Source organism: Neorhizobium sp. LMR1-1-1.1 (genome assembly GCF_040675795.1).
Classification (GTDB): Bacteria; Pseudomonadota; Alphaproteobacteria; order Rhizobiales; family Rhizobiaceae; genus Neorhizobium; species Neorhizobium cellulosilyticum.
Genome location: NZ_JBEGHE010000001.1, coordinates 197,732 through 221,774, shown reverse-complemented (window position 1 = coordinate 221,774; position 24,043 = coordinate 197,732). Strand labels below are relative to the sequence as shown.

The following is a 24,043-nucleotide window of genomic DNA, read 5'->3' as shown; positions in this document are numbered from 1 at the left end:
CCTGAAAGGACTTGGGGTGTCCGACCGTGTTACGCCCGAAAGCCCGTCGAGGCCAGCCCTAATCGACCCGTCAATAAGACATATTATCGCAGTGCAGCATTTTTTCGCGAGCGAATGGCAGCAACGCCGCCATTCCCGATCTCACCTGCCTGTTTGCCGTCAGGACTTGGGGTTGATGTTTTCGAAGTGAAGCAGAAGGCCGCTATGATCCTTTTCTCCGCCGCCTTCGAAAACGAAGTCGGAAAATTCACCGGTCACCGTTTGCGTCAACGGCAGCTGCAGCGAAAGTTCCTTGGCGAGCGCCATGACCGTATTCAGGTCCTTCAGCTGGTTGTTCGACGAACCACCGGGATCGAAATTCCGTTCCACCATGCGCGCGCCGTGCAGCTCCAGAATACGGCTCTCCGCAAAGCCGCCGCGGATCGCATTGCGGAAGGCTTCACGCGATGCGCCGCCGGCCTTAACAAGGATCATCGCCTCAGCGACGGCACCGATGGTGACCGCCACGATCTGCTGGTTGGCGAGCTTGCACACCTGCCCTGCCCCGCTCGGCCCCACATGCGTGACGCGACCGAGAACGGCGAAGACATCGGCAAGATCCGCAACCACATCGACATCACCACCGGCCATGATTGCCAGCGTGCCCGCATCGGCACCGACGACACCACCGGAAACCGGGGCATCGAGATGCCTGATGCCGATAGCAGCAAGTCTGGCGAAATGATCGCGGGCAATCGACGGCGCAATCGAACTGGTGTCGATCAGCACGGCATCCTTCTTCATCGCAGCAGCAACCCCGCTATCGAACAGGACCGTACCGACGACATCGCCATTGGTCATCATGGTGAAGACGATATCGGCATCGCGAACCGCGTCCGTGGCCGAAGCGGCGACCACTGCCCCCTCGGCTTCAAGCGGCTTCGCCTTTGCAGCGTCACGGTTCCATACCGTCAGAGGATAACCGGCGCGGGCAAGCCGGCGCGCCATGGGCAGCCCCATCAGGCCAAGCCCGAGAAAGGCTATCTTCTTCTTTTGCGTCTCGCCGGTCACAGCTTGCCTCCCAGCTCATCTTCGATATGGACCTGGATGATCTCGTCGAAATTCTTCTCAGACGTGAAGCCGAGTTCGGTGGCGCGCTTGGCCTCAAAACCCGGCGCCCAGCCGGCGACCATATTCATGATCATCTCGTCCGGCTGACGACGGATCAGTTTCACCGCGTCTTCACCCGCCGCCCGCCGCAGGGCCTCGATCTGCTCACCCACCGTGGCGCTCACGCCCGGCATGGAAAGGCTGCGGCGCCAGCCGAGTTTCGAAAGGTCGAGACCGGCGCCATGAATGAGGAAACCGACGGCCGAGCGCGGAGATGTATGCCAATGACGCACGTCCTCGGAGACAGGCAGGATTGCTTCCTGTCCGACAAGCGGCTCGCGGAGAATGCCGGAGAAGAAGCCGGAGGCAGCCTTGTTCGGCTTTCCCGGGCGGATGCAGACTGTCGGCAGGCGGATGCCGATACCATCGAAGAAACCGCGACGGCTGTAATCGGCCAGCAGCAGCTCGCTCATCGCCTTCTGCGTGCCGTAGCTGGTGAGCGGCGTCAGATGGAAGTCGTCGGGGATCGGATAGGTCAGTGGCGCACCGACGACCGCGATCGACGAGGTGAAGACGACGCGCGGAAAATAACCGTCCTTCTGGTTTTCAAGCCGGATGGCATCGAACAGATAGCGTGTACCGTCGAGGTTGATACGATAGCCCTTGTCGAAATCGAGTTCCGCTTCGCCCGAAACGATCGCCGCCAGATGGAAAATCACGTCGGGTCGCGTTGCGATCAGCTTCTCCGCCTCGCCGGGCAGGCTGAAATCCGAAGAAAGTGTCGTGATCTTGCCGGCAAAACCGGCAGGCGCTTCCGGCTCAATCACATCGACCAATGTCAACGCATCAACAGGCTTGCCGTGCAACACCCCTTCCGAAACGAGACGCTGGGTGAGCTTGCGACCGACCATGCCGGCAGCACCGATAACAAGAATATGCATGTTTCCTCCCATACACCCGTGGATGCCCCACGAATTTCCTCTTGTAAGGTTGTCTGATAACCCTGTATGCTCTGTTTGGAAATAGAAGAGTTCGTCATCAGGCAAAAAAGCAGCCGGTGAAAACTGACGTGAGGCTTTGGACTGCCGGAGAAAGATCCGGGCACTCCTGGGGAGGAGAGACTATATGACGGACCTTTCGGGCTCGATCGCCGAGCAGCGTCTTTCGCTATGCGCAATTCTTGGCGAAGATCTTGTCCTCACCAACTCGGCTGACATGCTGCAATATTGCCGCGACTGGCACGGCGACGTGACCAGCGGTGCGATTGCCGTCATACGTCCCCGCTCGACTGCGGATGTGCAGACAGCAGTGAAGGCCTGCCGCGATCTCGGCCTCAAGATCGTGCCGCAGGGCGGAAATACCGGCCTCGTTCTCGGCGGCATACCGGATGAGCCCGAACGCCAGGTCGTGCTGACGCTGGAGCGCATGAACAAGATCCGCAACATCGACAGCGACGATTTCTCCGCCGTGGTCGACGCCGGATGCGTGCTGGCCGAACTCAAGGATACGATTGCCGAGAAGGGCATGTTCTTCCCACTTGCTCTCGGTGCTCAGGGCAGCTGCCGCATCGGCGGCAATGTCTCCACCAATGCCGGCGGCATCAACGTGCTGCGTTACGGCATGACCCGCGAACTGGTTCTCGGGTTGGAAGTCGTGCTTCCCGATGGCAGCGTTTTCGACGGCCTGTCGACGCTGCGCAAGGACAATCGCGGTCTCGACCTGAAGCAGCTTTTCATCGGCGCCGAAGGCACGCTCGGCATCATCACCGCAGTCTCAGTGAAGCTGACGCCCTACCCCGACAATGTCGCAACCGCACTTCTGGCGCTGAATTCGCTGGACGACGCGATCACGCTCTACCGTCGTGCAAGGCGCGATTGCTGCGACCTGATGTCGGCCTTCGAATTCATGCCGCCGCTCGCCTTCACGCTTGCGCGCGAAGCCATGCCCGACCTGCCGATCCCGTTGTCGGGCGACTATCCCGCCTATGTATTGATGGAGATTTCCGGCTCCGGCCTCGTCGATATCGACGATCTGATGCACCGTTTTCTCGAGGGTGTGATGGACGACGAACTGGTGGTCGACGGCACGATCGCCACATCTCAGGCGCAGGCTCGCAATCTCTGGCTCATCCGTGAAGGCATGAACGAGGGCCAGGCCAAGCGTGGCGCCCATATGCGCACCGACATCTCGGTATCGCTGTCGCAGCTTGCCGCTTTCGTCGTCGATGCCGAAGCGGCAGTTGCGCAAGCACTGCCCGACTGCATCAGCGTGTCCTACGGCCATGTCGGCGACGGCAACGTACACCTCAACGTGCTGCCGCCGAACGGCTCGACCATCGAGGAACGCCACGAAAAAATCTACAAGGCCAAGAAGGTCGTCAATGTCGTGGTCGACAAATACAACGGCAGCATCAGCGCCGAGCACGGCATCGGCCGCCTGAAGCGCGAAGATTTCGAGGAGCGCCTGTCCGACACCAAGCGCGGCCTTCTGATAGCTATCAAGAAGGCGATCGATCCGGATCTGCTACTGAACCCCCATTGCCAAATCGATCTCGGCGCGGATATTCGCTAGCCATCACAAGGAGCAACATCCGCCATGGCCGATTTCACCCAGATCAGACGAAGTGAGCATCTGCCGACGCGCATCGCCGCTGAAATCGGCCGGGAGATTTCCGATGGCAGCATCGCTCCTGGCCAGAAACTGCCGACCGAACATCTTCTGGCCCAGACGTTTGGCGTCAGCCGCTCGGTCGTACGCGAGGCGATCGCCCATCTGCGCAACGAGGGCCTGGTCGAAACCCGCCAGGGTGTCGGTGCCTTCGCGACCGAACTCGCGCAGCGCCAGTCGCTCCGGATCGAGGCCGGACCACCGGAAGATAAGGAAGCTTTCCGCGACCTGTTCCAGGTGCGCTTCGCATTGGAGACGGAAGCTGCTGGCCTGGCAGCCCTCCACCATTCACGCGAGGATCTTGCCAGGCTCGACGAGATTTTAGCGCAGATGACCGGCGCGGAAAAATGGGGTGAACACGGCGTCGTCGCCGATCTCGCCTTCCATCGTGCCGTCGCTGCCGCCACTCACAATGAATATTTCCAGCAATTCGTCGGCTTCATCACCGAGCGAACCCATGTCGCGATCAACGCGGCTCGCGCCGCAGCGATTTTGGAGGAAATCGTCGAAGTGACCATCGCCGAACATGTCGCCATTCGTGATGCGATTGCAACCGGCGAGCCGGCTGCCGCAAAGACCGCAATGAAGCGGCACCTGAATGGCGCTGCCCGGCGCCTGAACCTTGAGCTGGAAATGAGCTGACGGCAGGTCAGGGTTGGTTTTCCACCCCCACGTCCTCCTGCCGTTATAGACAAAACGCAAAAGTCATATTAAAACGGCTCTAACGTTGTCGGACATCTGACAACGTCGGGAAAGGTGGAGGCCTTTTCCTGAACATGGGAGGATTTTCTTGGCATATCTGCATGCCCTGTCGTCGGATATCGTCTTGCCGGTGGATGCGCGACATGCGCTTCTGGTTGGACGTGTATGGTCGAACGCAGCAGCCGGCCCTAGCCCGGTACTTTTCTCGAACGGACATCTTCTAGACCTCTCTTCACTGGCGCCGACCCTGTCTGCGCTGCTGGAGATTGAGGATCTTGTTGCGAGGCTGTCCGCAACCTCATCATTCACCGATCTTGGAAGCCTCGATGACTTCCTGAACGGCAAGGCAGGAACGCTTCTTGCGCCGGCCGACCTTCAGGCGATCAAGGCCGCCGGCGTCACCTTCGCAGACAGCATGCTGGAGCGGGTGATAGAGGAACAGGCCAAAGGCGATCCTCTGCGCGCCCAGGAAATTCGCGGCCGCCTGGCCCCGGTTCTCGGCGACAACCTCAAGGGCCTCGTTGCGGGATCGGAAAAGGCTGCCGAAGTCAAGAAACTGCTGCAGGATATGGGCCTCTGGTCGCAATATCTCGAAGTCGGCATCGGCCCGGACGCGGAAATCTTCACCAAGGCCCAGCCCATGTCATCCGTCGGCTGTGGCGCCGATGTCGGCATCCATCCGAAATCCGACTGGAACAATCCTGAGCCGGAAGTCGTGCTCGCCATCACCTCGAAGGGTGAGATCATCGGTGCAACACTCGGCAACGACGTCAACCTGCGCGATTTCGAAGGCCGCTCGGCGCTGCTCCTGAGCAAGGCGAAGGACAACAACGCCTCCTGCTCGATTGGCCCGTTCATTCGCCTGTTCGACGGAAAGTTCACCATCGACGACGTCAAGTCGGCCGAGATCAGCCTGTCCGTGAAGGGCGAAGACGGTTTCGAGATGACCGGCGTCAGCCCGTTGAAGGCGATCAGCCGTACACCGGAAAATCTGACGTCACAGCTTTTGAACCGCAACCATCAATATCCTGATGGCGCGCTGTTCTTCCTCGGCACCATGTTCGCCCCGGTCAAGGATCGCCGCGGCAAGGGCCTCGGCTTCACCCACGAGATCGGCGACATCGTCGAGATCTCGAGCCCCAAACTCGGGCGGCTGGTCAACCGGGTGGAGCACAGCGACACCTGCCCCGAATGGACATTCGGGATAACCGCGCTGATGAAAAATCTGGCCAAGCGCGGTCTTTTGTAAGGGCATCAGGGAGGAGCAAATGCAAAAGATTATCGACCTATTCTACAAGTCCCTTGAGATCCTGCTGATCCTGCTTCTGGCGGGCATGGCCCTGATGGTGTTCGGCAATGTCGTGCTGCGCTACGGCTTCAATTCGGGCCTCAACGTCTCCGACGAACTGTCGCGTTACTTCTTCGTCTGGCTTACCTTTATCGGCGCCGTCGTCGCATTTCGCGAACACGCCCATCTGGGCGTTGAATCCCTGGTGGCGATGCTTGGCCGCAAGGGCCGCATCGCCTGCATGATCCTCAGCAACCTCGTGATCATCGGCTGTTCCGCCATATTCTTCTGGGGCACCTGGGTCCAGTTGCCGATCAACACCAGCATGGCGGCTCCCGTCACCGGCCTTTCGATGGGCTGGGTCTATGGTGTCGGCTTCTTTACCGGCGCTGGCTGTATCCTGATTTCACTGGACCGCCTTTTCCGCCTCCTGACCGGCCGCGTCACCGAGGAAGAGATCGCCGCCTTTACCGGCGAAAACCTGACGATCGAGCAGATGGCGGAGCGCACCTGATATGACACTATTCGTATTTGTCGGCTCCCTGCTTGGAGCCATGGCGATCGGTGTACCCGTCGCCTTCTCGCTGATGTTCTGCGGCGTCGTGCTCATGTGGCACATGGACATGTTCAACAGCCAGATCATCGCCCAGAACATGATCGCGGGTGCGGACACCTTCACCCTGCTCGCCATTCCCTTCTTCATTCTCGCCGGCGAGCTGATGAACTCCGGCGGCCTGTCGAAGCGCATCATCGATTTCGCCATCGCCTGCGTCGGCCATATCCGCGGCGGCCTCGGCATCGTGGCGATCGTCGCAGCCCTTATCATGGCCTCGATCTCCGGCTCGGCAGCGGCCGATACCGCGGCGCTTGCCGCGATCCTCATCCCGATGATGGCGAAGGCCGGCTACAACATTCCGCGCTCGGGCGGCCTGATCGCCGCCGGCGGCATCATCGCCCCGGTCATCCCGCCATCCATGGCCTTCATCGTCTTCGGCGTCGCCGCAAACGTCTCGATCACCCAGCTCTTCATGGCCGGTATTTTCCCCGGCATCCTGATGGGCCTGTCGCTGGTCATCACCTGGCTCATCGTTGCCCGCAAGGACAACGTGCAGGCGCTGCCCAAGACCACCTACAAGGAACGCCTCAACGCGACGGGGCGCGCACTCTGGGCGCTCGGCATGCCGGTGATCATTCTCGGCGGCATCAAGGCCGGCGTGGTGACCCCGACGGAAGCCGCAGTCGTGGCTGCGGCCTATGCGATGTTTGTCGGCATGGTGATCTACCGCGAACTGAAACCGAGCGACCTGCCCCGCGTCATCCTGCAGGCAGCCAAGACCACCGCGGTCATCATGTTCTTGGTCTGCGCCGCACTCGTATCGGCATGGCTGATTACCGCTGCCAATATTCCGGCCGAAATCGCCGGCTATATCGAGCCGCTGATCGACCGGCCGATGCTGCTGATGTTCGTCATCATGATCCTCGTGCTCGTCGTCGGCACCGCCCTCGACCTGACGCCGACCATCCTGATCCTGACCCCTGTCCTGATGCCGATCATCAAGCAGGCGGGCATCGATCCGGTCTATTTCGGCGTGCTATTCATCATCAACAACTCGATCGGCCTGATTACGCCGCCAGTCGGGATTGTTCTCAACGTTGTCAGCGGTGTCGGGAGGATACCGCTTGGCAAGGTGACGGCCGGGGTTTGGCCGTTCCTGCTGGCACAGACGATCGTGCTCTTCCTGCTCGTGCTGTTTCCCGATCTCGTGATGGTACCTGCACGATGGTTGCATTGACGGCCTGACAAACAACCTTTTCTATTCAAAGTTCAACTGGGAGGACTAACCATGAAGAAACTTCTTTTCGCAACAACCGCACTGGCGATGGCGATTACGGGTTCGGCTCCGGCATTTGCCGAGTTCAACAGCCGCAACATCCGCGTCTCGAACGGCATCAATGCCGATCACCCGGTCGGCAACGGTATCAAGGCCATGCAGGAATGCCTTGACCAGAAGTCGGGCGGCAAGCTGAAGCTCACCGCGTTTTGGGGCGGCGCGCTTGGCGGTGACCTTCAGGCAACTCAGGCGCTGCGTTCAGGCGTCCAGGAAGCCGTCGTCACCTCGTCCTCGCCGCTCGTCGGCATCATCCCGGCGCTCGGCGTGTTCGACCTGCCGTTCCTGTTTGCGAGCCCTGCAGAAGCCTACAAGGTTCTCGATGGCAAGTTCGGCGACTCGATGAACCAGAAGCTCGACGCAGCTGGCCTCGTCAACCTCGCCTACTGGGAAAACGGTTTCCGCAACCTGTCCAACTCCCAGCATCCGGTAACCAAGTGGGAAGACTTCTCGGGCCTCAAGGTCCGCGTCATGCAGAACAACATCTTCCTCGACACGTTCCAGAACCTCGGCGCCAACGCCACTCCGATGGCCTTCGGTGAAGTCTATTCGGCGCTGGAAACCAAGGCGATCGACGCGCAAGAAAACCCCTATGTGACGATCGACACATCGAAGTTCTTCGAAGTGCAGAAATACATCACCGAGACGAACCACGCCTACACGCCGTTCCTCTTCCTCTTCTCCAAGGCGATTTTCAACACCTACACGCCGGAAGAACAGGCAGCGCTGCGCGAATGTGCGGTCGTCGGCCGTGATGTCGAGCGGCAGGTCATCGCCGACCTGAACAAGAAGTCGCTGGAAAAGATCAAGGCGGCAGGTCTCGAAGTGAACCAGCTTTCGCCGGAAGAGCAGACCCGCATCCGCGAAAAGTCCATGATCGTTTATGAAAAGCACAAGGCCCAGATCGGCGCCGACGTTGTCGACGGCATTCTCGCCGAGCTGAAAACCATCCGCGGCAACTGATCCGGATACACTCCCCGGAAAAGCTGTCGTGAGTGAAGCCCGCACCCCGCCGGTGCGGGCTTCTTTTTATTCGGGCACAGCCGGAAGCACGCTGTCCCGCTTCTTCAGCATCTGTTCGCGGATGAAGATGAACAGGCCGGAAGCGACGATGAGGGCTGCACCGACAAGCATGGTCAACCGCGGCACGTCGCCGAAGAACAGAAAGCCGAAGATCACCGCCCAGAGCAAAAGCGTATATTGAAGTGGCGCGACCGTTGCCGCATCCGAGATTTTCAGCGCCCGATTGACCAGCATATGCGCCGCCATCGCTACGATGCCGAGCAGGCCTAAAAGGCCGAGATCGAAACCGGACTGGATCGGCGACCAGTCGAAGGGGGCAAACGCCAGCCCCGCGAGCCCCGCCCCCATCACTTGAAAGAAGACCAGCGTTGTGTCCGGCGTTCCGCGCAGAAAGCGTCCGGAAATCATCATGAAGGCGAAGGCGGCACTGCCGATGATCGAGATTACCGCAGGCGCGGTGAACATCGCAGCAGACGGTTCCAGCGTGATGATGACCCCGACAAAACCGATGGCGATCGCCGTCCAGCGCCGCCATCCGACATGATCGCCCAGAAGAAGCGGCGAAAGCGCCGCGACATAGATCGGCGCTGCCAGCCAATAGGTCATCACGTCGGCAAGCGGCAGGTACATCACGGCGTAATAGAAGCAGAACACTTCCGCCGTCGAGCAGACCACGCGGGCAAGCTGCATCCATGGTCGCTCGGCTTTGGTAAGTGCCGGCAACCCGGCCATCCAGACCATCGGCACAAGGATGACGAGGGCGGCAAGACTTCGAAGAAGCACGACCTGCCCGAGCCCGTAGCTGGCGACCAGCCATTTGCCCATTGTGTCATTCAGCGCGAACATCAGCATGCCAAGCAACATGATCGCGGGACCGGCCACAGATGCGCCGCGCAAGGCTGCCGTCGAGGAGATTTGCATGGCTGGTCTCCTCAGATGGACGAAGCGTCGGAGAACCGACGGCTAACGGTGAAGGCCTTGTCGAGTTCCGGGTTGAGCTCCATGCCAAGACCCGGACCGGGCGGCACAGTGATCATGCCGTTATTCACCTCAGGCAACGCCGTCACCAGATCGCGATACCAAGTATTGTAGAAGGCGCGCACGCTTTCCTGCACCAGTGCATTCGGCGCGTTGAGCGACAGATGCGTCGAGGCGCAGAGCACGACTGGGCCGGTGCAATCATGCGGGGCGACCGGCAGATGCCAGGCTTCCGCCATCGAGGCGATCTTGCGCGATTCCGAAAGCCCGCCACACCAGGAAATATCGAGCATGACGATGCCGGCAGCCCCGGTTTCCAGATAATCGCGAAAGCCCCAGCGCGTGGCGAGCGTCTCGGACGCCGAGATCGGCGCGGGCGAGACTTCAGCATAGCGTTTCAGGCTGGACAGGCTGTCCATCTTGATCGGGTCTTCGTGCCAGAACGTGTTGTAGGGCTTCAAAGCCTTGGCGATCTGCATCGCCGGCAACAGCTGCCACATCGAATGGAACTCGACCATGATATCGATTTTGTCGCCAACGGCCTTGCGGATCTTCTCGAAGGGTTCGAGCGCCGCCTTCAGATCGGCAGACGAGATATACTGACCCTTGGTCTTTTCCGCCGCTTGGTCGAATGGCCAGATCTTCATCGCCGTGATGCCTTCGGAAAGCAGCGATTCCGCCAGTTCGTCGGCGCGGTGCAGGAAGCCGTTCAGGTCGTCATAGTCCTTGCCGGTCGAAAGCCCGTAATTGGCCGTCGTCTGCCCCGTCGCCTTCTTGATATATTCAGTGCCCGCGCAGGTATTGTAGGTGCGGATTTCCTTGCGCGAAAAACCGCCGAGCAGCTGCGCGATCGGCTGGCCGGTCACTTTGCCGAAAATGTCCCACAGCGCGATGTCGAAGGCGGAATTGCCGCGCACTTCGGCACCCGACGAACGGAAGCCGACATAACCGACCAGTTCCTGCGCCAGAAGATCGATCGCCAGCGGATCGCGGCCGATGACACGCGGGGCGACATATTCGTGGATATAGCTTTCCACCGTTTCGGCCCCGAAAAAGGTCTCCCCCAATCCGGTAATGCCCTCATCGGTGTGAACCCGAACCCAGAGCAGGTTGCTCCGCTCGGCGACACGCACCGTCTCCAGCTTGGTGATCTTCATGTTTCCTCCCAGAATTTCCCAAGAGCCTGTAATCCTAAGGGAATTGCACCGGGATCGAAAGCCGTTTGCGGCCTCTAAAGTACGCTGCGCTAATAAAATTAACGCGTATCTCACGCCTCCGTTGCTCCGCTTTCAAACGCCACCACCGCTTTCGTAAAATTACCGCGCAAATCCTTTGACATGAGGCGAGAAGGGCTCTTTCATGGGCAACAACAAACGTCGCCATGCTCCGAGGAAAGGGCTGGACGGCATATAAAGCAAGAAAGAGGAACATCATGAACGTCGCTTCCCGTCCGAACGACATCCAGGCCGTCATCGAGGCCGATCGCGCCCATGTCTGGCATCATCTCTCGCAGCACAAGCAATATGAGAGCGTCGACCCGAAGATCTATGTCGAGGGCAAGGGCACGCGTGTCTGGGATGCGACCGGCAAGGAATATCTCGATGCGGTGGCGGGGGCAGTGTGGACCGTCAATGTCGGTTATGGACGCACCTCGATTGCCGATGCGGTGCGCGACCAATTGATAAAACTCAACTATTTCGCGGGCGCCGCCGGCAACGTCCCGGCAGCGCTGTTTGCCGAAAAACTGATCGAAAAGATGCCGGGCATGACCCGCGTCTATTATTCGAATTCCGGTTCGGAAGCGAACGAGAAGGTGTTCAAGATGGTGCGCCAGATCGCGCATCGCAAACACAATGGCGGCAAGTACAAGATCCTCTACCGCGACCGCGATTATCACGGCACGACGCTCGGCACGCTGGCCGCCGCCGGCCAGAAGGAGCGCCGCGAGCAATACGGCCCGATGCCGGAAGGTTTTGTCGAGGTGCCACACTGCCTCGAATATCGCAGCCAGTGGGGTGACGTGGACGATTACGGCATCCGCGCCGCCAACGCGATCGAGGAAGTCATCCTGCGCGAAGGCCCGGAAACCGTTGGTCTTCTGTGCCTAGAACCGGTCACTGCCGGCGGCGGCGTCATCACCCCGCCGAAGGGCTATTGGGAACGCGTGCAGGAAATCTGCCGCAAATACGATGTCCTGCTGCATATCGACGAAGTCGTCTGCGGCATGGGCCGAACCGGCAAATGGTTCGGTTACCAGCACTACGGTATCGAGCCCGATTTCGTCACCATGGCGAAGGGCGTCGCCTCCGGTTATGCAGCGATCTCCTGCACGGTGACGACCGAAAAGGTCTTCGAACTGTTCAAGGACGATCCAACCGACCCGATGTCCTATTTCCGCGACATCTCCACCTTCGGCGGCTGCACGTCCGGACCGGCCGCAGCGCTTGAAAACATGCGGATCATCGAGGACGAAGGCCTACTCGAAAACACGCTGAAAATGGGCGAACGGCTGATGAACAACCTGCGCGAATTGCAGAGCCGCCATCAGGTGATCGGCGATGTCCGTGGCCTCGGCCTGTTCTGCGGCGCGGAGCTTGTGATGGATCGCGCAACCAAGGAACCGGCACCGGAAAAGATGGTCCAGGCCGTCACGGCCGACTGCCTGGCGCAGGGCGTCATAATCGGCGCCACCAACCGCTCGGTCCCCGGCCTCAACAACACGCTGTGCATGAGCCCGCCGCTGATCATTAATGCCAGCGAAATCGACCAGATCACCGGTGCCATCGACAAGGCCCTGACCAAGGTATTCGGCTGACTGCCACGAAAAGCGGGCCGGAGTTTCGAGACGCGGCCCGCATCATTTCGCACGATATGAGCGGCAATGCCGCGTGGGAACCTGCATGACCAATTCCGAATTCCGCCCGATCTCGGGCGTTGATCTGCCGCGCTTTGCCGGTATCGCAACCTTCATGCGCCTGCCGCATATTGCGCTGGATGACGCACGGTTGAGCCAGGTCGACATCGGCCTGATCGGCGTCCCTTGGGATGGCGGCACGACAAACCGGCCCGGCCCCCGCCATGCGCCACGCCAGTTACGTGATCTCTCCAGCATGGTCCGGCACGAGAATGGTGCAACGCGGATCAGGCCTTATGATCTCGCAAACTGCGCCGATCTGGGCGATGTCGGGCCGAACCCGGCCGATGTCGAGGATTCGATGCGGCGGATCACCGCCTTCTATGATCGGGTAAAAGCGGCCGGCATCATGCCGTTAACCGCCGGCGGCGATCATCTTTCGTCATTGCCTATCCTGCGCTCGCTCGGCCGCGACAGGCCGCTCGGTATGATCCATTTCGACAGCCACACCGATCTCTTCCACTCCTATTTCGGCGGCTTCAAATATACCCACGGCACGCCCTTCCGCCGCGCCGTAGAGGAAGAATTGCTCGATCCCAAGCGCGTCTGCATGATCGGCATCCGCGGCCCGGCCTATGATTTCGAGGACCGTGACTTCGCCGATGCGGTCGGTATTCGCGTCATCCCGATCGAGGAATTTCATGCCCGCGGTGTCGAGGACGTCATGGTTGAGGCAAGGGAAATTGCCGGTTCGGGCGAGACCTATGTCAGCTATGACATCGACTTCATCGATCCGGCATTCGCGCCCGGAACCGGCACACCGGAGATCGGTGGCCCGAACAGTTTTCAGGCACTTCAGGTCGTGCGGGCCTTGCGCGGGCTCAATATCGTCGGCGCCGACATGGTGGAGGTCTCACCGCCATTCGACACGAGCGGTGCTACCGCCTTCCTCGGCATAACCGTGATGTTCGAATTGCTCTGCGTCATGGCCGAAATCATTGGCAGGCGTCGCGGCACCAACTAGCGCCGATCACACCGCATTCGCCATGGCGGCATCGTTGAGAAGCCCGCTGATAGCGGAGATCAACTGTGCCGGCACGAAGGGTTTCTGGATCAGCACGCTGTTTGGTACGCCATGCGACGTCCATTCAGCCGCGCTATCAGCCGTCACATAGACGACGGGAATGTTTGACTGACACTGCCGCGCATGGCGGCCGACCTGCCAGCCGTTCGCACCTTTGCCAAGGCGGATATCGGTGATAACGCCCGAAAACTGGGCGGCATCCGCATCCAGCGCGGCAATTGCCTCTTCTGCGGAAGCGAAGGACGCAACCTCGAAGCCGTTTTCGATCAACAACTCCTCGGCATCGAGCCGCAGAAGATGGTCGTCTTCGACCAGAAGCAATTGAATTGATGCGTCATCCGCCATGGTCCGTCCTATCGGATGCAGCGGTAAGACAAGAAGCCCGCATCCCAGTTTCAGGTTCCGACTTCACCGTCGTCACCATCCCGTCCGGCCGCCTAACGCGATCAAGGGCAAGTAGTTCCCCATTCTGATACAATCTTCGAAAATGCTAAGCCACCGTGATATCCTTGCATCATCGGTCGCTTCAGATCGAGACGCTGCAGGCCTGAGGGGGCCGCCTGCAGCGCCTCGACACGGCACGCATGCAGTCGCCTATTGCAGCGCGACGGCACGGTCCGGACGGGAGAAATAACGACGCCAGGCGCTGGGCGTGGTGCCGGTGACGCGCCGGAACACGCGGGATAGATGAGACTGGTCGGCCAGTCCGCAATCGAGGGCGATCTCGCAGAGCGGCGCATTGGTGGTCAACATACGCTGCTTGGCATACTCCACCCGGCAAGACACGACATAGCTGTGCGGAGGAACGCCGAAGGTTGCTTTGAATGCCGCGGAAAAATAACTTGTGCTAAGGCGAACCTGCTGCGCCAGTTCATCGAGCGGAATGCCATGTCCGATACGCGCTTCGATATATAGCTTCACCTTCTTGACCTGCCAGGGAGCAAGGCCACCGGTCGTGCCCTGCTTTTCAGGCCTGACAGATGCAACCGGCTCCACAAGCCGCAATTGGGCAGGCTGGCGTTCGGTGATTTTGGCGTCGATGGACAAGGGATTTTCTGGATATAGGCCTGTGAGATCGGCATAGATGGTGCTCATATCGAGCGGGTTGATCTGACGGGCGACAACAGCTGCGGTGGCGGACATCTGCGCTCTCCTGTGGGTCTGTTGAATTTTCACCAGTCCATATTGAGATGACCGCCGCCAATCGGATATTCTACAGTCAGTCAGTTTTCGCACACATGGGTTTTAGCCTCATATACTCGGGTATGATTGCCCTTGGCGGAAGCTGCCGCGTAGGGTCGGTTAGAGCTTGAAACACGGCAATTTCAATGAATTGAGGATATGACGGAAAGCCCAATCATTCTGGTTGTCGATGACGAGCCGCTGATCCGGCAGGCACTCGACACTCTGCTTCGCTCCGTCGGTTACCGCGTGCGGACATTTGCGACCGCGCTCGACCTCTACGAGGACGATTGCCTTCCCGAGGCCAGCTGCCTGATCCTCGATATCCGGCTTCCCTTCACCAGCGGACTGGATTTCCAGCAGAAACTCACCGATCGCGGCATCGTCGTTCCGATCATATTCGTTACCGCACATGGCGATATCCCGATGACGGTGCGCGCCATGAAGGCTGGAGCCGCAGACTTTCTTTCCAAGCCGTTCCGAGATCAGGACATTCTCGATTCCGTCGCCTCGGCTGTGCTGAAGCATCAGGAATTCCTGGGCTCCAGCAAAACCGAGGCTGACCTGAAATCCCGCTATACCCAGCTTTCTCCGCGCGAACAGCAGATCATGGCCATGGCAACGGCCGGCCTGATGAATAAGCAGATCGCCGGCGAACTGGGCCTAAGCGAGATCACCGTGAAGATCCATCGCGGCAAAGTAAGTCGCAAGATGAGCGCGAAAACCTTCGCTGATCTTGTGAAGATGGCAGAGTTGCTCGGCCTGTCGCACCGTTAAGCATTTCGCGCAAAAGTGCGAAGCGATTTTGCGTCAAAGAAATGCGATGAAGCAAACATCAAAGCGTTTGGAACATACCCGAAAGATAGCGACACGCTTTGGAATGAGCCGAATAAACCCCCGTATAATTTAAACCCTTGGCTCAGAGGCGCATATTACAGGGAAAGAGAAAGACCGGGTTTCCCGGAGATTGGTTCATACCCGTTGAAAGCGCCTGTCATCATTGCCATCATCGACGACGAAGAGAACATCCGTCGCGGGATGAGCGGCCTTTTGCGATCACTCGGTTACGAAGCGCGCAGCTTTGAATCCGCAGAAGCGTTCCTCGCCACCACTGCAGCAGGCGACTGTTCGTGCATCGTCTCCGATGTGCATATGGATGGCATGAGCGGCATCGACCTCTTCCAGACGCTTTCAGCGCGCGGAAGCGAGGTTCCGTTCATTTTCGTCACCGCCTTTGCCGAAGAGGTCGGGCGGCTTAGTCTGGGCAAGGACACTTGCGTCCTGCCAAAACCTTTCAAGGTCGATATTCTCATCGACTGCATCGAAAAGGCAACGCAGCCGGCAACCTGAACACTCAAGGAAGCAGCGCATGTGCACGCATCATAATTTCATCAGAAAAGTGACGCCGAAGACCCGCGGTTGCGAGGAATGTCTGGAGCTTGGCATGACCTGGGTTCATCTGAGGCTATGCCGCGAATGCGGTCATGTGGGCTGCTGTGACCAATCGGAAGGCAAGCATGCGACAGCCCATTTCAAGCACACGCGCCACCCGATCATCGAAGGCTACGATCCGCCGGAAGGCTGGGGATGGTGCTATATCGACGAAGAGATCGTCGACTTGCCCGACCAGACACCGCAGGTCGGCCCGATCCCTCGTTACGTGTAAAAGTTCAAGAGAAATGGCAGCGGTTCAATGAGCCGCTGCGAGGTACTGATGGATCGCGGCGACGACAACCGATCCCTCACCCACGGCTGATGCCACCCGCTTGACGGATCCGGCCCGCACGTCGCCTACGGCAAAGATGCCCGGCTTGCTGGCGGCATAGGGATGCCGTGTCATATCGTCGGAGGAAAGGCCGGTACAGACGAAGCCTTGCCGGTCGAGTTCCAGGCATCCGTCGAGCCAGTCGGTATTGGGGTCCGCACCGATCATAACGAACAGGTTGGAGGCATTGCAGCGCAACGTCTCCCCGCTCGTGCGATCGATCCAGGTCACGGTTTCCAGCCCGTGTTCTCCGCCAAGCTCGGTAATCTCGCATCCCTCGCAAAGGGTGATATGCGGCGAGCTCTTGATACGCTGGACAAGATAGTCGGACATGGTCGCGGAAATCTTGCTGCGCACCAGCATATGCACGTGACGCGCGGTCCGGGAAAGAAACACCGCTGCCTGCCCTGCCGAATTGCCGCCACCGACAATGACGACTTCCTGACCCGAACAGATCTGGCCTTCCATCGCGGTTGCCGCATACTGGATGCCGCGACCTTCAAACCTTGCATAATCGGGAATATCGAGCTTGCGATAACGCGCGCCGGTCGCAACCACGACAGTCTTCGTGCTGACCGAACGGCCATCGCTCAGGCCCACCGCATAAGGCGAGTTTGAGCAATCGAGTGATGCGGCACTTCGTGACACGCAAAGCCGTGCGCCAAATTTCTGTGCCTGGATATGGGCGCGCCCCGCAAGCGCCAGCCCGGAAATACCGGTCGGGAACCCGAGATAATTCTCGATCTTCGACGACGTGCCGGCCTGGCCGCCCGGCGCCATGGTTTCGATGACCAGTGTCTTCAGCCCTTCCGAGGCGGCATAGACCGCCGATGCAAGCCCGGCCGGTCCCGCACCAAGCACCACGACGTCATAAAGCGCATCGTCTTCCGGCGGTTCGAAAAGCCCCAGTTCGTCGGCCAGTATCTCATTCGTCGGTTGTTTGAGAACGCCATGATCCGGCGTAATCAGGGCCGGAAGATCATCCGCACCGATCCCGAACCTCTGCATCACAGCAGGCGCATCCGTATCGTTCACGCCCATGATCGTGACGGGATAGAGATTGCGGATGAGAAACCGCTGGATGCCCAACAGATCGCCGCTTTCCCTATGGCCGATGAGAATGCCGCCACCGGTCGCGTGGCGCACGAAGCCGGCGCGGCGAAGGATGTAGGATCGGATGATCGTCTCGCCGATATCCGGCTCTCCCGTGATCAACGCACGGAATTTTTCATGGCAGACACGGATCACCCGCGAGCCAGCAAGGCAGAGGCCGGACAGCAGAATGCTGCGGTGAGTGAACATGTTCTGCTCACCACTGAACTGACCCCGCTTGTAGCTGTAGAGATAATGCCGGCCCTGGATGGGATCGTCGGCGAACATCTGCAGCTCGCCGTCCAGAACCAGAAGGAAATCGATCGAATGATCGCCTCGACGGAAGACAAAAGTGTCCTCCTCGATCTGCTCCTCCGTCCCGTATGGGCGGATGCGTTCGATCATCTCGTCTGTCAGTGCGGGAAAGGTCTGCGCCGGGCGTATCCACGGATCGGTGGGATCGACAGGAAGATCAAGCATGCAAAGCTCCCGTCACGACATCAACCAATAATCGCGGATTTTATCAACGAAAAGCCGGCATCCGCAATACGGATGCCGGCGAAGCACATATTACTTGTTGGTGTCGCGCAGGATCTCGAACAGGAACCAGGCGCGCTTTTCAGACTCGTCGATCCAGTTTTCGAGCAGGCTGGCTGTGCCGACATCGTTATGTTCGTCACAAACATCGTGCAGTTCACGCATGCTGGCGATGAGAGCCGCATTGTCTTCACGCAATTCCGCCAGCATTTCATGCGGATGAACGAAGTCGGCGTCGTTATCCTCGATGCGCTGCTTGCGGGAAATGTCCCCGATCGAGCGCAGCGTGTTGCCGCCGATCTTGCGGACGCGTTCGGCCAGCGGATCGGTCATCGCCAGCAGCTCGTCGCCGTGATCGTCCAGCATCAGATGGAAATCGCGGAAATGCACACCGGACATATGCCAGTGGAAATTCTTGGTCTTGAGATAAAGCGCAAAGACATCGGCGAGCAGCGCATTGGCGCCGCCGGAAATGTCCTTGGTTGCCTCAGCGCCAAGACCTGTCGGGGTCTTGAGATCTGCCGAGCGGCGAGATTTGGCGGTCTGTTCCATGATCATATCCTTCATTGAGACTTGAATTACGCGGTTCTGAACGACGCCGGCGGATCGCTTGCGGGAAACGTCTCGCGCAACGCCTCGTCGACATCCTCATCGGTCTCGACATGGGCCGCGGGCGCTCTCGCAACGACGAGATCGAGCGGTTCGGGCAGGCTTTCGAGACCGTCACGCAGAACGTCTTCCGCGTCTTGACGCTTGTTCGTCATGTCATGCCTCCAATTTTGCTGCGAACACCCACGCCGCCACTCTGACAAATGAGGTTACGATGTTTGTGTTCCACGGATGAGACAATATCGCCCTGCCCTGCGCACGACTTGGACAAATCCATCTGCGCGAGCAGTGCAGCCTGCATTTCGACAGCAACCCAAACGAGCCGGTTGCGTAATTTTGGACAATTCAGGATTATTTCAGAGAAGCATATCACGCAATTCTCCGATAGTCTGTCGCAAGAATGGGGCAACAGCGATCAGGCACGAATTGTCGATCGAGGGGACTGGTCTTGCAGGGCGACATGACGAATTGGATGCGGCTATCCGGAAACCGGCCGGGTATGGCAGCCAGCAACAGATATCGCGTAGCTTTCGGTATTGCTTCCGGGCTCGCCATCTTCGCCATAGACACGTTCACGACGCTGGCAAGCGCGGTTGCCGTGCTCTACGTGCTGGTGATCGTGCTGGCGGGTGACCTTGGCAGCAAAAAAGCTATTCGCAGGACTTCCGCAATCTGCGCAATTCTCACCCTCATCAGCTTCGCAACTTCACATGCACATAATCTGGAATCCCAGGCGACATTGCGGCTTCTCTTCAGCCTCGCCGCGAACATCGTGACGACGCTTCTCCTTCTACGCCGCGTTGGAGACGAGGCAGCCCTTAAGGAGAGCGAGCACCGCTACCGGACGATTTTCGAGACGCTTGCCATTGCAATCTGGGAGAACGATTTCCGCTTCGTGAAGGCCGAACTCGACAAGCTGCGCCAACGTGGCATCGTCGATATACGACCGTATCTCGCAGACAATCACGATTTTGTCGTCAGAATGCGCAAGGCCGTTCGGATCACCGACGTCAACCAGACCGCGCTGAAGCTGATGGGCGTTCCCTCCAAGGATGAGTTCTTCCGCACGCTCGACGATTTTCTTCCTGACAACGATGGCGGTTTCGCCCATTTCCTCGCAGGGATTTTCGAAGGCCAGACCGAATTTCAGTCGGAAACCACCGTGCGCAGCCAGGATGGCAGACTGATCCCTATCCTCGTCGCCCTCAGCTTTCCGAAGGACGGTTCCGGTCTCGACCGCATACAGGCCAGCATCGTCGACATGACCGAGCGGCACCAGTTCCAGGAAGCGCTGGAAACGTCGCGGCAGGAACTGGAACAGGCGTCTCGCGCCGCGATGATCGGCGAAATCTCGGCCTCGATTGCCCATGAAGTCAACCAGCCGCTTTCGGCTATCATGACTTTCGTGCAGGCGGGAACGCGCTGGCTGAACCGGCAGCCGCCGGATATCGATGAGGCGAAGCTAGCCCTGCAGGACGCCGTTGCAGCGACTGAACATGCAGCGCAGGTCGTCAAGCGCGTGCGGATGCTGCTCGGCAAGTCGAAATCGGAAAATGCGGAAGTCACGGTCGATGCCGCAATCGCCGATGCGGTGCAGCTGAAGCAGAAAGAACTTGCGGTCGACGGCGTTCAGGTGAGCCTGTCGCTGATGGCCCAAGGGGGGACGGTTCGTGGCGACCGGGTTCTGCTGCAGCAGGTTTTCCTCAACATCATATCCAACGCCATGCATGCGATGGAGACGGCGTACACGCGCGCACTCACGATCCAGAGCAGCCTCACCGACGAAGGTATCGCAATCCGCTTTACCGACAGCGGTGCTGGGCTGGGTTCGATGGCGCCGGAAACCCTATTCAAGCCGTTCAACACGACCAAGCCGAATGGCATGGGCCTCGGTCTTGCCATGTGCCGCTCGATCATGATGGCGCATAGCGGCACGATCTCGATCCGCGACCGGATGGACGGACAAGGCGCGGTCGTCGAGGTCAGGCTGCCGCTCGCGGTGGACGAGGAAGAAGCGGTGACGCTGACCGCCTGACAAAAATGCTAGACGTTCGAAGGCGGCAGCTTTGCCACGGCCGCTTTCAACGCCACGCCGCTGACGCGGGTCTTCATCATATCCTTGACCAGCGCGGCAATGACCTCGGCGGCTTCACGGATCGGCAGACCGCCATCGCGGATATTGGAAACGCAATTGCGGCCGGAATCCGGGTTCCCCGACTTCGGACCATAGGTAATGTAGGCTCCGAGACTGTCTGCGGCGGAAAGGCCCGGACGTTCCCCGACAAGCACAATCGTCAGTTTTGCGCCAAGCGCTTCACCTGCGGGATCGCCGAGCGCCACCCTTGACTGATTGGCCATCACGATCGGCGCGGCCGAAAGGTTGAGCGTGGTGAGTTTCGGAGAGAGCGCCTCGATCAGCGGCACGGCATTGAGATCGACCGCGCTGGACGACAGGCCGTCCGCAACGACAATCGCCACGTGGTAGCCCTTGCCCGTCCCCGCCTGTTTCAGTCGCTCAGTCGATTCCGGCGCGAGCAACCGGCCAAGATCCGGTCGCCGAACATAGATGCTGCGATCAGGAGCCATGCTGTCGACCCCGATCACAGACAAGCCGATGCGGTTCAGCCGGTCGGTGAGCGAGGCCCGGTCGACACTCGTCCAGACCGCTTCGCGTGCTCGCGCATGATCGAGCAGAAAGGAAAGCTGCGCCTGCGTCGGAAGACCCGCACCATGGCGGCCGAGCGAAACGCGCGCATCGGTCATCTCCCTGAGATCCAGCGTCTTTTCGGCAGCGGAGGGTTCGATCACCTTGGCCATGTCAGGCTCCGATCAATGCGCTGCTGCGGACATAGTTGGAAAGTGCTGCCGGCTCGCCGATCAAGGCACCATCGCGATCCGTCAGCCCGATCTCGGAAAGCCACTGTTCAAACTCTGGCGCCGGCGGCCGTTTCAACGTCTCGCGGCAATAGACGGCATCGTGATGCGACAGCGACTGGTAGTTCAGCATGATATCGTCGGCACCGGGAACGGTGATGACGAAATTGACATTGGCGGCGCAGAGCAGCGTCAGCAGCGTATCCATGTCTTCCTGATCGGCATCGGCATGGTTGGTGTAGCAGACGTCGACGCCCATCGGCAGGCCGAGCAGCTTGCCGCAGAAATGATCTTCGATACCTGCGCGGATGATCTGCTTGCCGTTGAACAGATATTCCGGCCCGATGAAGCCGACGACCGTGTTGACGAGCAGCGGATCGAACTCGCGGGCGACCGCATAGGCACGCACTTCCATCGTCTGCTGGTCGACACCGAAATGCGCATCGGCGGAAAGGGCGGCACCCTGCCCCGTCTCGAAATACATCACGTTTGCGCCCGGCATGCCGCGGTTCAGCGAACGTCCGGCCTCATGCGCTTCCTTCAAGAGCGCCAGATCGACGCCGAAACCGCGATTGGCCTTTTCCGATCCCGCCACCGACTGGAAGACCAGATCGACGGGCGCTCCTCGTTCGATCGCATGGATCGCGGTCGTCACATGGCCGAGACAGCAGGTCTGGGTCGGGATCGCCAGTTTCTCGCGCAACTCGTCGAGAAGCGAGACGATGCGGATATAGTCATCTGTCGCATCGGTCGCCGGATTGACGCCGATCACGGCATCGCCCGATCCCATCAGCAGCCCGTCGATGGCGGATGCGATGATGCCGCGGCTGTCGTCGGTCGGATGGTTCGGTTGGTTGCGGGTGGAAAGCCTTCCCGCCAGACCAATCGTGTTGCGGAAGCGGGTGACGACACGGCGTTTTGCGGAAACCGCGATCATGTCCTGCAGCCGCATGATCTTCGATACGGCAGCGACCATTTCCGGCGTCAGCCCCCAGGTGACAGCCTCGAGCCGGTCATGAGTCGTCTCGGGCTTCAGCAGCCATTCGCGGAACTCGCCGACGGTAAGCGAGGAGACCGCGGAAAATGCCGCCGGATCATGCCGCTCGGCAATCAGCCGGGAAACCTCGTCATCGTCGGAAGAAATCAGTTCCTCGCCGAGAAACGACTTGAGCGGCAGATCGGCAAGCGCCATCTGCGCCGCCAGCCGCTCGACCGGGCCTTCGGCTGCTATGCCGGCCAGCTGGTCACCGGAACGTTCCGGCGTCGCCTTCGCCAGCAGCGTCTTCAGGTCATCGAAGCGGAAGACAGTCTGCTCGATCGTCGTCTTGTAGGCCATGAATGATCAACCCATTGAAAAAGCGTGCAGTCGGCCTCCCTTGGAAAATATTGCTTCCTCCAACGCGCTACCCTCCGGCCCGATTAAGCACGACAAACACTTCGCATTTCAAGGTCAAACTTGAGCTGTTGCAACGAAGGCCTGCTTGACCTCTAGGCGCGGTCCAATATCTACGCCGCATGGATTCTCAAGACACGACCGCCACGTCCCGTTTCGATATCAATTCGCTGCGGGAAACCATCCGCCGCATAGCCAGGGGCCGCGATACCTGGGCCTTGCGCTGGCAGGCTTTGCTTGCCTTCATCGATATCTGTATTCTCGCATTCTTTCTACTTGGACCATACCTGCGTGACGGGCCGTCATATCTGATTATCGACTACATGATCGCCGTCTGGGTCGCTTTCGAGCTGGCGGCCCGTTCGCTTGCCGCCCCATCCTTTGGCCGCTTCCTGAAAATGCCGATGACCTGGGTCGACCTCTTCATTCTGGCGACCCTGCTGTTTCCCGATACGCTCTTCAACTTCGCCTTCCTGCGCGTCATGCGCATCTGGGCGATCGGCAGAAGCCCGCTCTTAAAGGAAGTCATGCGCCGGTTCGGTTGCCAGCATCTGGAAGACGTGACGCGCGCCTGCCTGAACTTCGTCGTCTTCCTCTTTGTGGTGACGGGCTTCGTCTACACGACCTTCTTCTACGACCGCCCCAGCGGAGAGGGTTTCGTCGACGCGCTCTATTTCACCGTCGCCACTATCACCACCACCGGCTTCGGCGACATCACGCTTCCCGGCACGCTCGGCAAGCTGACCTCCGTCTTCACCATGATCATCGGCATTTCGCTGTTCGTGCGGCTGGCGCAGGCGATCATCCGGCCGCCCAAGGTGCGCTTCCCCTGCCCCGAATGCGGGCTGCAGCGACATGATACCGACGCCGTACATTGCAAGGCCTGTGGTCACCTCCTGAACATTCCTGACGATGGCGATTGATGGAATGACGCGGTTTGATCCGATGGCGTGATGATCATCCTTCCGTGTCGTATATCGACTGGGCCGGGCCGCAAACTGTCGTTAATCTCCCCCG

General features: G+C 59.6%; 24 protein-coding genes. 13 read left to right on the top strand and 11 right to left on the bottom strand.

Translation table 11 applies throughout. The features are described 5' to 3' along the window. Positions 1–159: 159 nt before the first annotated feature. On the bottom strand, positions 160–1,050 hold the full coding sequence (locus MRBLMR1_RS00895; RefSeq protein WP_183685274.1) for an NAD(P)-dependent oxidoreductase: 891 nt from the start codon (positions 1,048–1,050) through the stop codon (positions 160–162). After that, on the bottom strand, positions 1,047–2,030 hold the full coding sequence (gene denD, locus MRBLMR1_RS00890) for a D-erythronate dehydrogenase (protein WP_148143042.1): 984 nt from the start codon (positions 2,028–2,030) through the stop codon (positions 1,047–1,049). Before denD ends, MRBLMR1_RS00895 begins: the two co-directional genes overlap by 4 nt. A 184-nt stretch (positions 2,031–2,214) precedes the next feature. Here denD and MRBLMR1_RS00885 point away from each other — a divergent pair, with 184 nt between their 5' ends. From MRBLMR1_RS00885 to MRBLMR1_RS00860, 6 genes are all read left to right on the top strand, one after another. Next, on the top strand, positions 2,215–3,660 hold the full coding sequence (locus MRBLMR1_RS00885) for an FAD-binding oxidoreductase (protein ID WP_148143041.1): 1,446 nt from the start codon (positions 2,215–2,217) through the stop codon (positions 3,658–3,660). Positions 3,661–3,684: 24 nt separating this feature from the next. Continuing rightward, on the top strand, positions 3,685–4,398 hold the full coding sequence (locus tag MRBLMR1_RS00880; protein ID WP_148143040.1) for a FadR/GntR family transcriptional regulator: 714 nt from the start codon (positions 3,685–3,687) through the stop codon (positions 4,396–4,398). Between the two features lie 148 nt (positions 4,399–4,546). After that, positions 4,547–5,707, top strand: coding sequence for a fumarylacetoacetate hydrolase family protein (locus MRBLMR1_RS00875; RefSeq protein ID WP_148143039.1), 1,161 nt, complete (start codon positions 4,547–4,549; stop codon positions 5,705–5,707). Between the two features lie 19 nt (positions 5,708–5,726). After that, complete coding sequence (locus MRBLMR1_RS00870; RefSeq protein WP_148143038.1) at positions 5,727–6,260, top strand: TRAP transporter small permease; 534 nt, start codon at positions 5,727–5,729, stop codon at positions 6,258–6,260. Between the two features lies 1 nt (position 6,261). After that, positions 6,262–7,539 (top strand): TRAP transporter large permease, encoded by a 1,278-nt coding sequence (locus MRBLMR1_RS00865; protein ID WP_148143037.1) that lies wholly within the window; start codon positions 6,262–6,264, stop codon positions 7,537–7,539. 51 nt (positions 7,540–7,590) lie between these two features. Beyond that, complete coding sequence (locus tag MRBLMR1_RS00860; protein ID WP_148143036.1) at positions 7,591–8,598, top strand: TRAP transporter substrate-binding protein; 1,008 nt, start codon at positions 7,591–7,593, stop codon at positions 8,596–8,598. 66 nt (positions 8,599–8,664) lie between these two features. On the opposite strand, the gene MRBLMR1_RS00855 is transcribed toward MRBLMR1_RS00860, so the two are convergent. Beyond that, a complete protein-coding gene (locus MRBLMR1_RS00855; protein ID WP_500063443.1) occupies positions 8,665–9,579 on the bottom strand; it encodes a DMT family transporter in 915 nt (304 codons plus the stop codon). 11 nt (positions 9,580–9,590) lie between these two features. Next, positions 9,591–10,793, bottom strand: coding sequence for a mandelate racemase/muconate lactonizing enzyme family protein (locus tag MRBLMR1_RS00850; protein WP_148143035.1), 1,203 nt, complete (start codon positions 10,791–10,793; stop codon positions 9,591–9,593). A gap of 275 nt (positions 10,794–11,068) precedes the next feature. Between MRBLMR1_RS00850 and MRBLMR1_RS00845 the strand changes: the two genes are divergently transcribed. Beyond that, positions 11,069–12,451, top strand: a complete 1,383-nt coding sequence (locus MRBLMR1_RS00845; RefSeq protein ID WP_148143034.1) for an aminotransferase class III-fold pyridoxal phosphate-dependent enzyme — start codon at positions 11,069–11,071, stop codon at positions 12,449–12,451. A gap of 85 nt (positions 12,452–12,536) precedes the next feature. Further along, on the top strand, positions 12,537–13,514 hold the full coding sequence (locus MRBLMR1_RS00840) for an agmatinase (protein WP_148143033.1): 978 nt from the start codon (positions 12,537–12,539) through the stop codon (positions 13,512–13,514). A gap of 6 nt (positions 13,515–13,520) precedes the next feature. On the opposite strand, the gene MRBLMR1_RS00835 is transcribed toward MRBLMR1_RS00840, so the two are convergent. After that, positions 13,521–13,919, bottom strand: a complete 399-nt coding sequence (locus tag MRBLMR1_RS00835; RefSeq protein ID WP_148143032.1) for a response regulator — start codon at positions 13,917–13,919, stop codon at positions 13,521–13,523. A 249-nt stretch (positions 13,920–14,168) separates the two neighbouring features. Then, complete coding sequence (locus tag MRBLMR1_RS00830) at positions 14,169–14,717, bottom strand: helix-turn-helix domain-containing protein (protein ID WP_148143031.1); 549 nt, start codon at positions 14,715–14,717, stop codon at positions 14,169–14,171. A gap of 198 nt (positions 14,718–14,915) precedes the next feature. Between MRBLMR1_RS00830 and MRBLMR1_RS00825 the strand changes: the two genes are divergently transcribed. From MRBLMR1_RS00825 to MRBLMR1_RS00815, 3 genes are all read left to right on the top strand, one after another. Further along, positions 14,916–15,533 (top strand): response regulator transcription factor, encoded by a 618-nt coding sequence (locus MRBLMR1_RS00825; protein ID WP_148143030.1) that lies wholly within the window; start codon positions 14,916–14,918, stop codon positions 15,531–15,533. Positions 15,534–15,737: 204 nt separating this feature from the next. Continuing rightward, a complete protein-coding gene (locus tag MRBLMR1_RS00820; RefSeq protein WP_148143029.1) occupies positions 15,738–16,106 on the top strand; it encodes a response regulator in 369 nt (122 codons plus the stop codon). A gap of 19 nt (positions 16,107–16,125) precedes the next feature. Next, positions 16,126–16,422, top strand: a complete 297-nt coding sequence (locus MRBLMR1_RS00815) for a UBP-type zinc finger domain-containing protein (RefSeq protein WP_148143028.1) — start codon at positions 16,126–16,128, stop codon at positions 16,420–16,422. A gap of 24 nt (positions 16,423–16,446) precedes the next feature. Here the strand turns inward: MRBLMR1_RS00815 and MRBLMR1_RS00810 are convergent, their stop codons facing one another. From MRBLMR1_RS00810 to MRBLMR1_RS00800, 3 genes are all read right to left on the bottom strand, one after another. Next, positions 16,447–18,093, bottom strand: coding sequence for a cyclic nucleotide-binding domain-containing thioredoxin-disulfide reductase (locus tag MRBLMR1_RS00810; RefSeq protein WP_148143027.1), 1,647 nt, complete (start codon positions 18,091–18,093; stop codon positions 16,447–16,449). A 90-nt stretch (positions 18,094–18,183) separates the two neighbouring features. Continuing rightward, positions 18,184–18,702, bottom strand: a complete 519-nt coding sequence (locus MRBLMR1_RS00805) for a Dps family protein (RefSeq protein ID WP_148143026.1) — start codon at positions 18,700–18,702, stop codon at positions 18,184–18,186. A 26-nt stretch (positions 18,703–18,728) separates the two neighbouring features. Beyond that, positions 18,729–18,914, bottom strand: coding sequence for a hypothetical protein (locus MRBLMR1_RS00800; protein ID WP_148143025.1), 186 nt, complete (start codon positions 18,912–18,914; stop codon positions 18,729–18,731). Between the two features lie 344 nt (positions 18,915–19,258). On the opposite strand from MRBLMR1_RS00800, the gene MRBLMR1_RS00795 reads away from it, so the two are divergent. Then, the gene (locus MRBLMR1_RS00795) at positions 19,259–20,794 is read left to right on the top strand and encodes an ATP-binding protein (RefSeq protein ID WP_183685275.1); all 1,536 of its coding nucleotides are present in this window, start codon (positions 19,259–19,261) and stop codon (positions 20,792–20,794) included. A gap of 8 nt (positions 20,795–20,802) precedes the next feature. On the opposite strand, the gene eutC is transcribed toward MRBLMR1_RS00795, so the two are convergent. Both eutC and MRBLMR1_RS00785 read right to left on the bottom strand, forming a co-directional pair. After that, positions 20,803–21,576: an ethanolamine ammonia-lyase subunit EutC gene (gene eutC / locus MRBLMR1_RS00790; protein ID WP_183685276.1), complete on the bottom strand. Its 774-nt coding sequence runs from the start codon at positions 21,574–21,576 to the stop codon at positions 20,803–20,805. 1 nt (position 21,577) lies between these two features. Continuing rightward, positions 21,578–22,969, bottom strand: coding sequence for an ethanolamine ammonia-lyase subunit EutB (locus MRBLMR1_RS00785; protein ID WP_148143022.1), 1,392 nt, complete (start codon positions 22,967–22,969; stop codon positions 21,578–21,580). 179 nt (positions 22,970–23,148) lie between these two features. Here MRBLMR1_RS00785 and MRBLMR1_RS00780 point away from each other — a divergent pair, with 179 nt between their 5' ends. Further along, a complete protein-coding gene (locus MRBLMR1_RS00780; protein ID WP_148143021.1) occupies positions 23,149–23,949 on the top strand; it encodes a potassium channel family protein in 801 nt (266 codons plus the stop codon). Positions 23,950–24,043 lie beyond the last annotated feature (94 nt).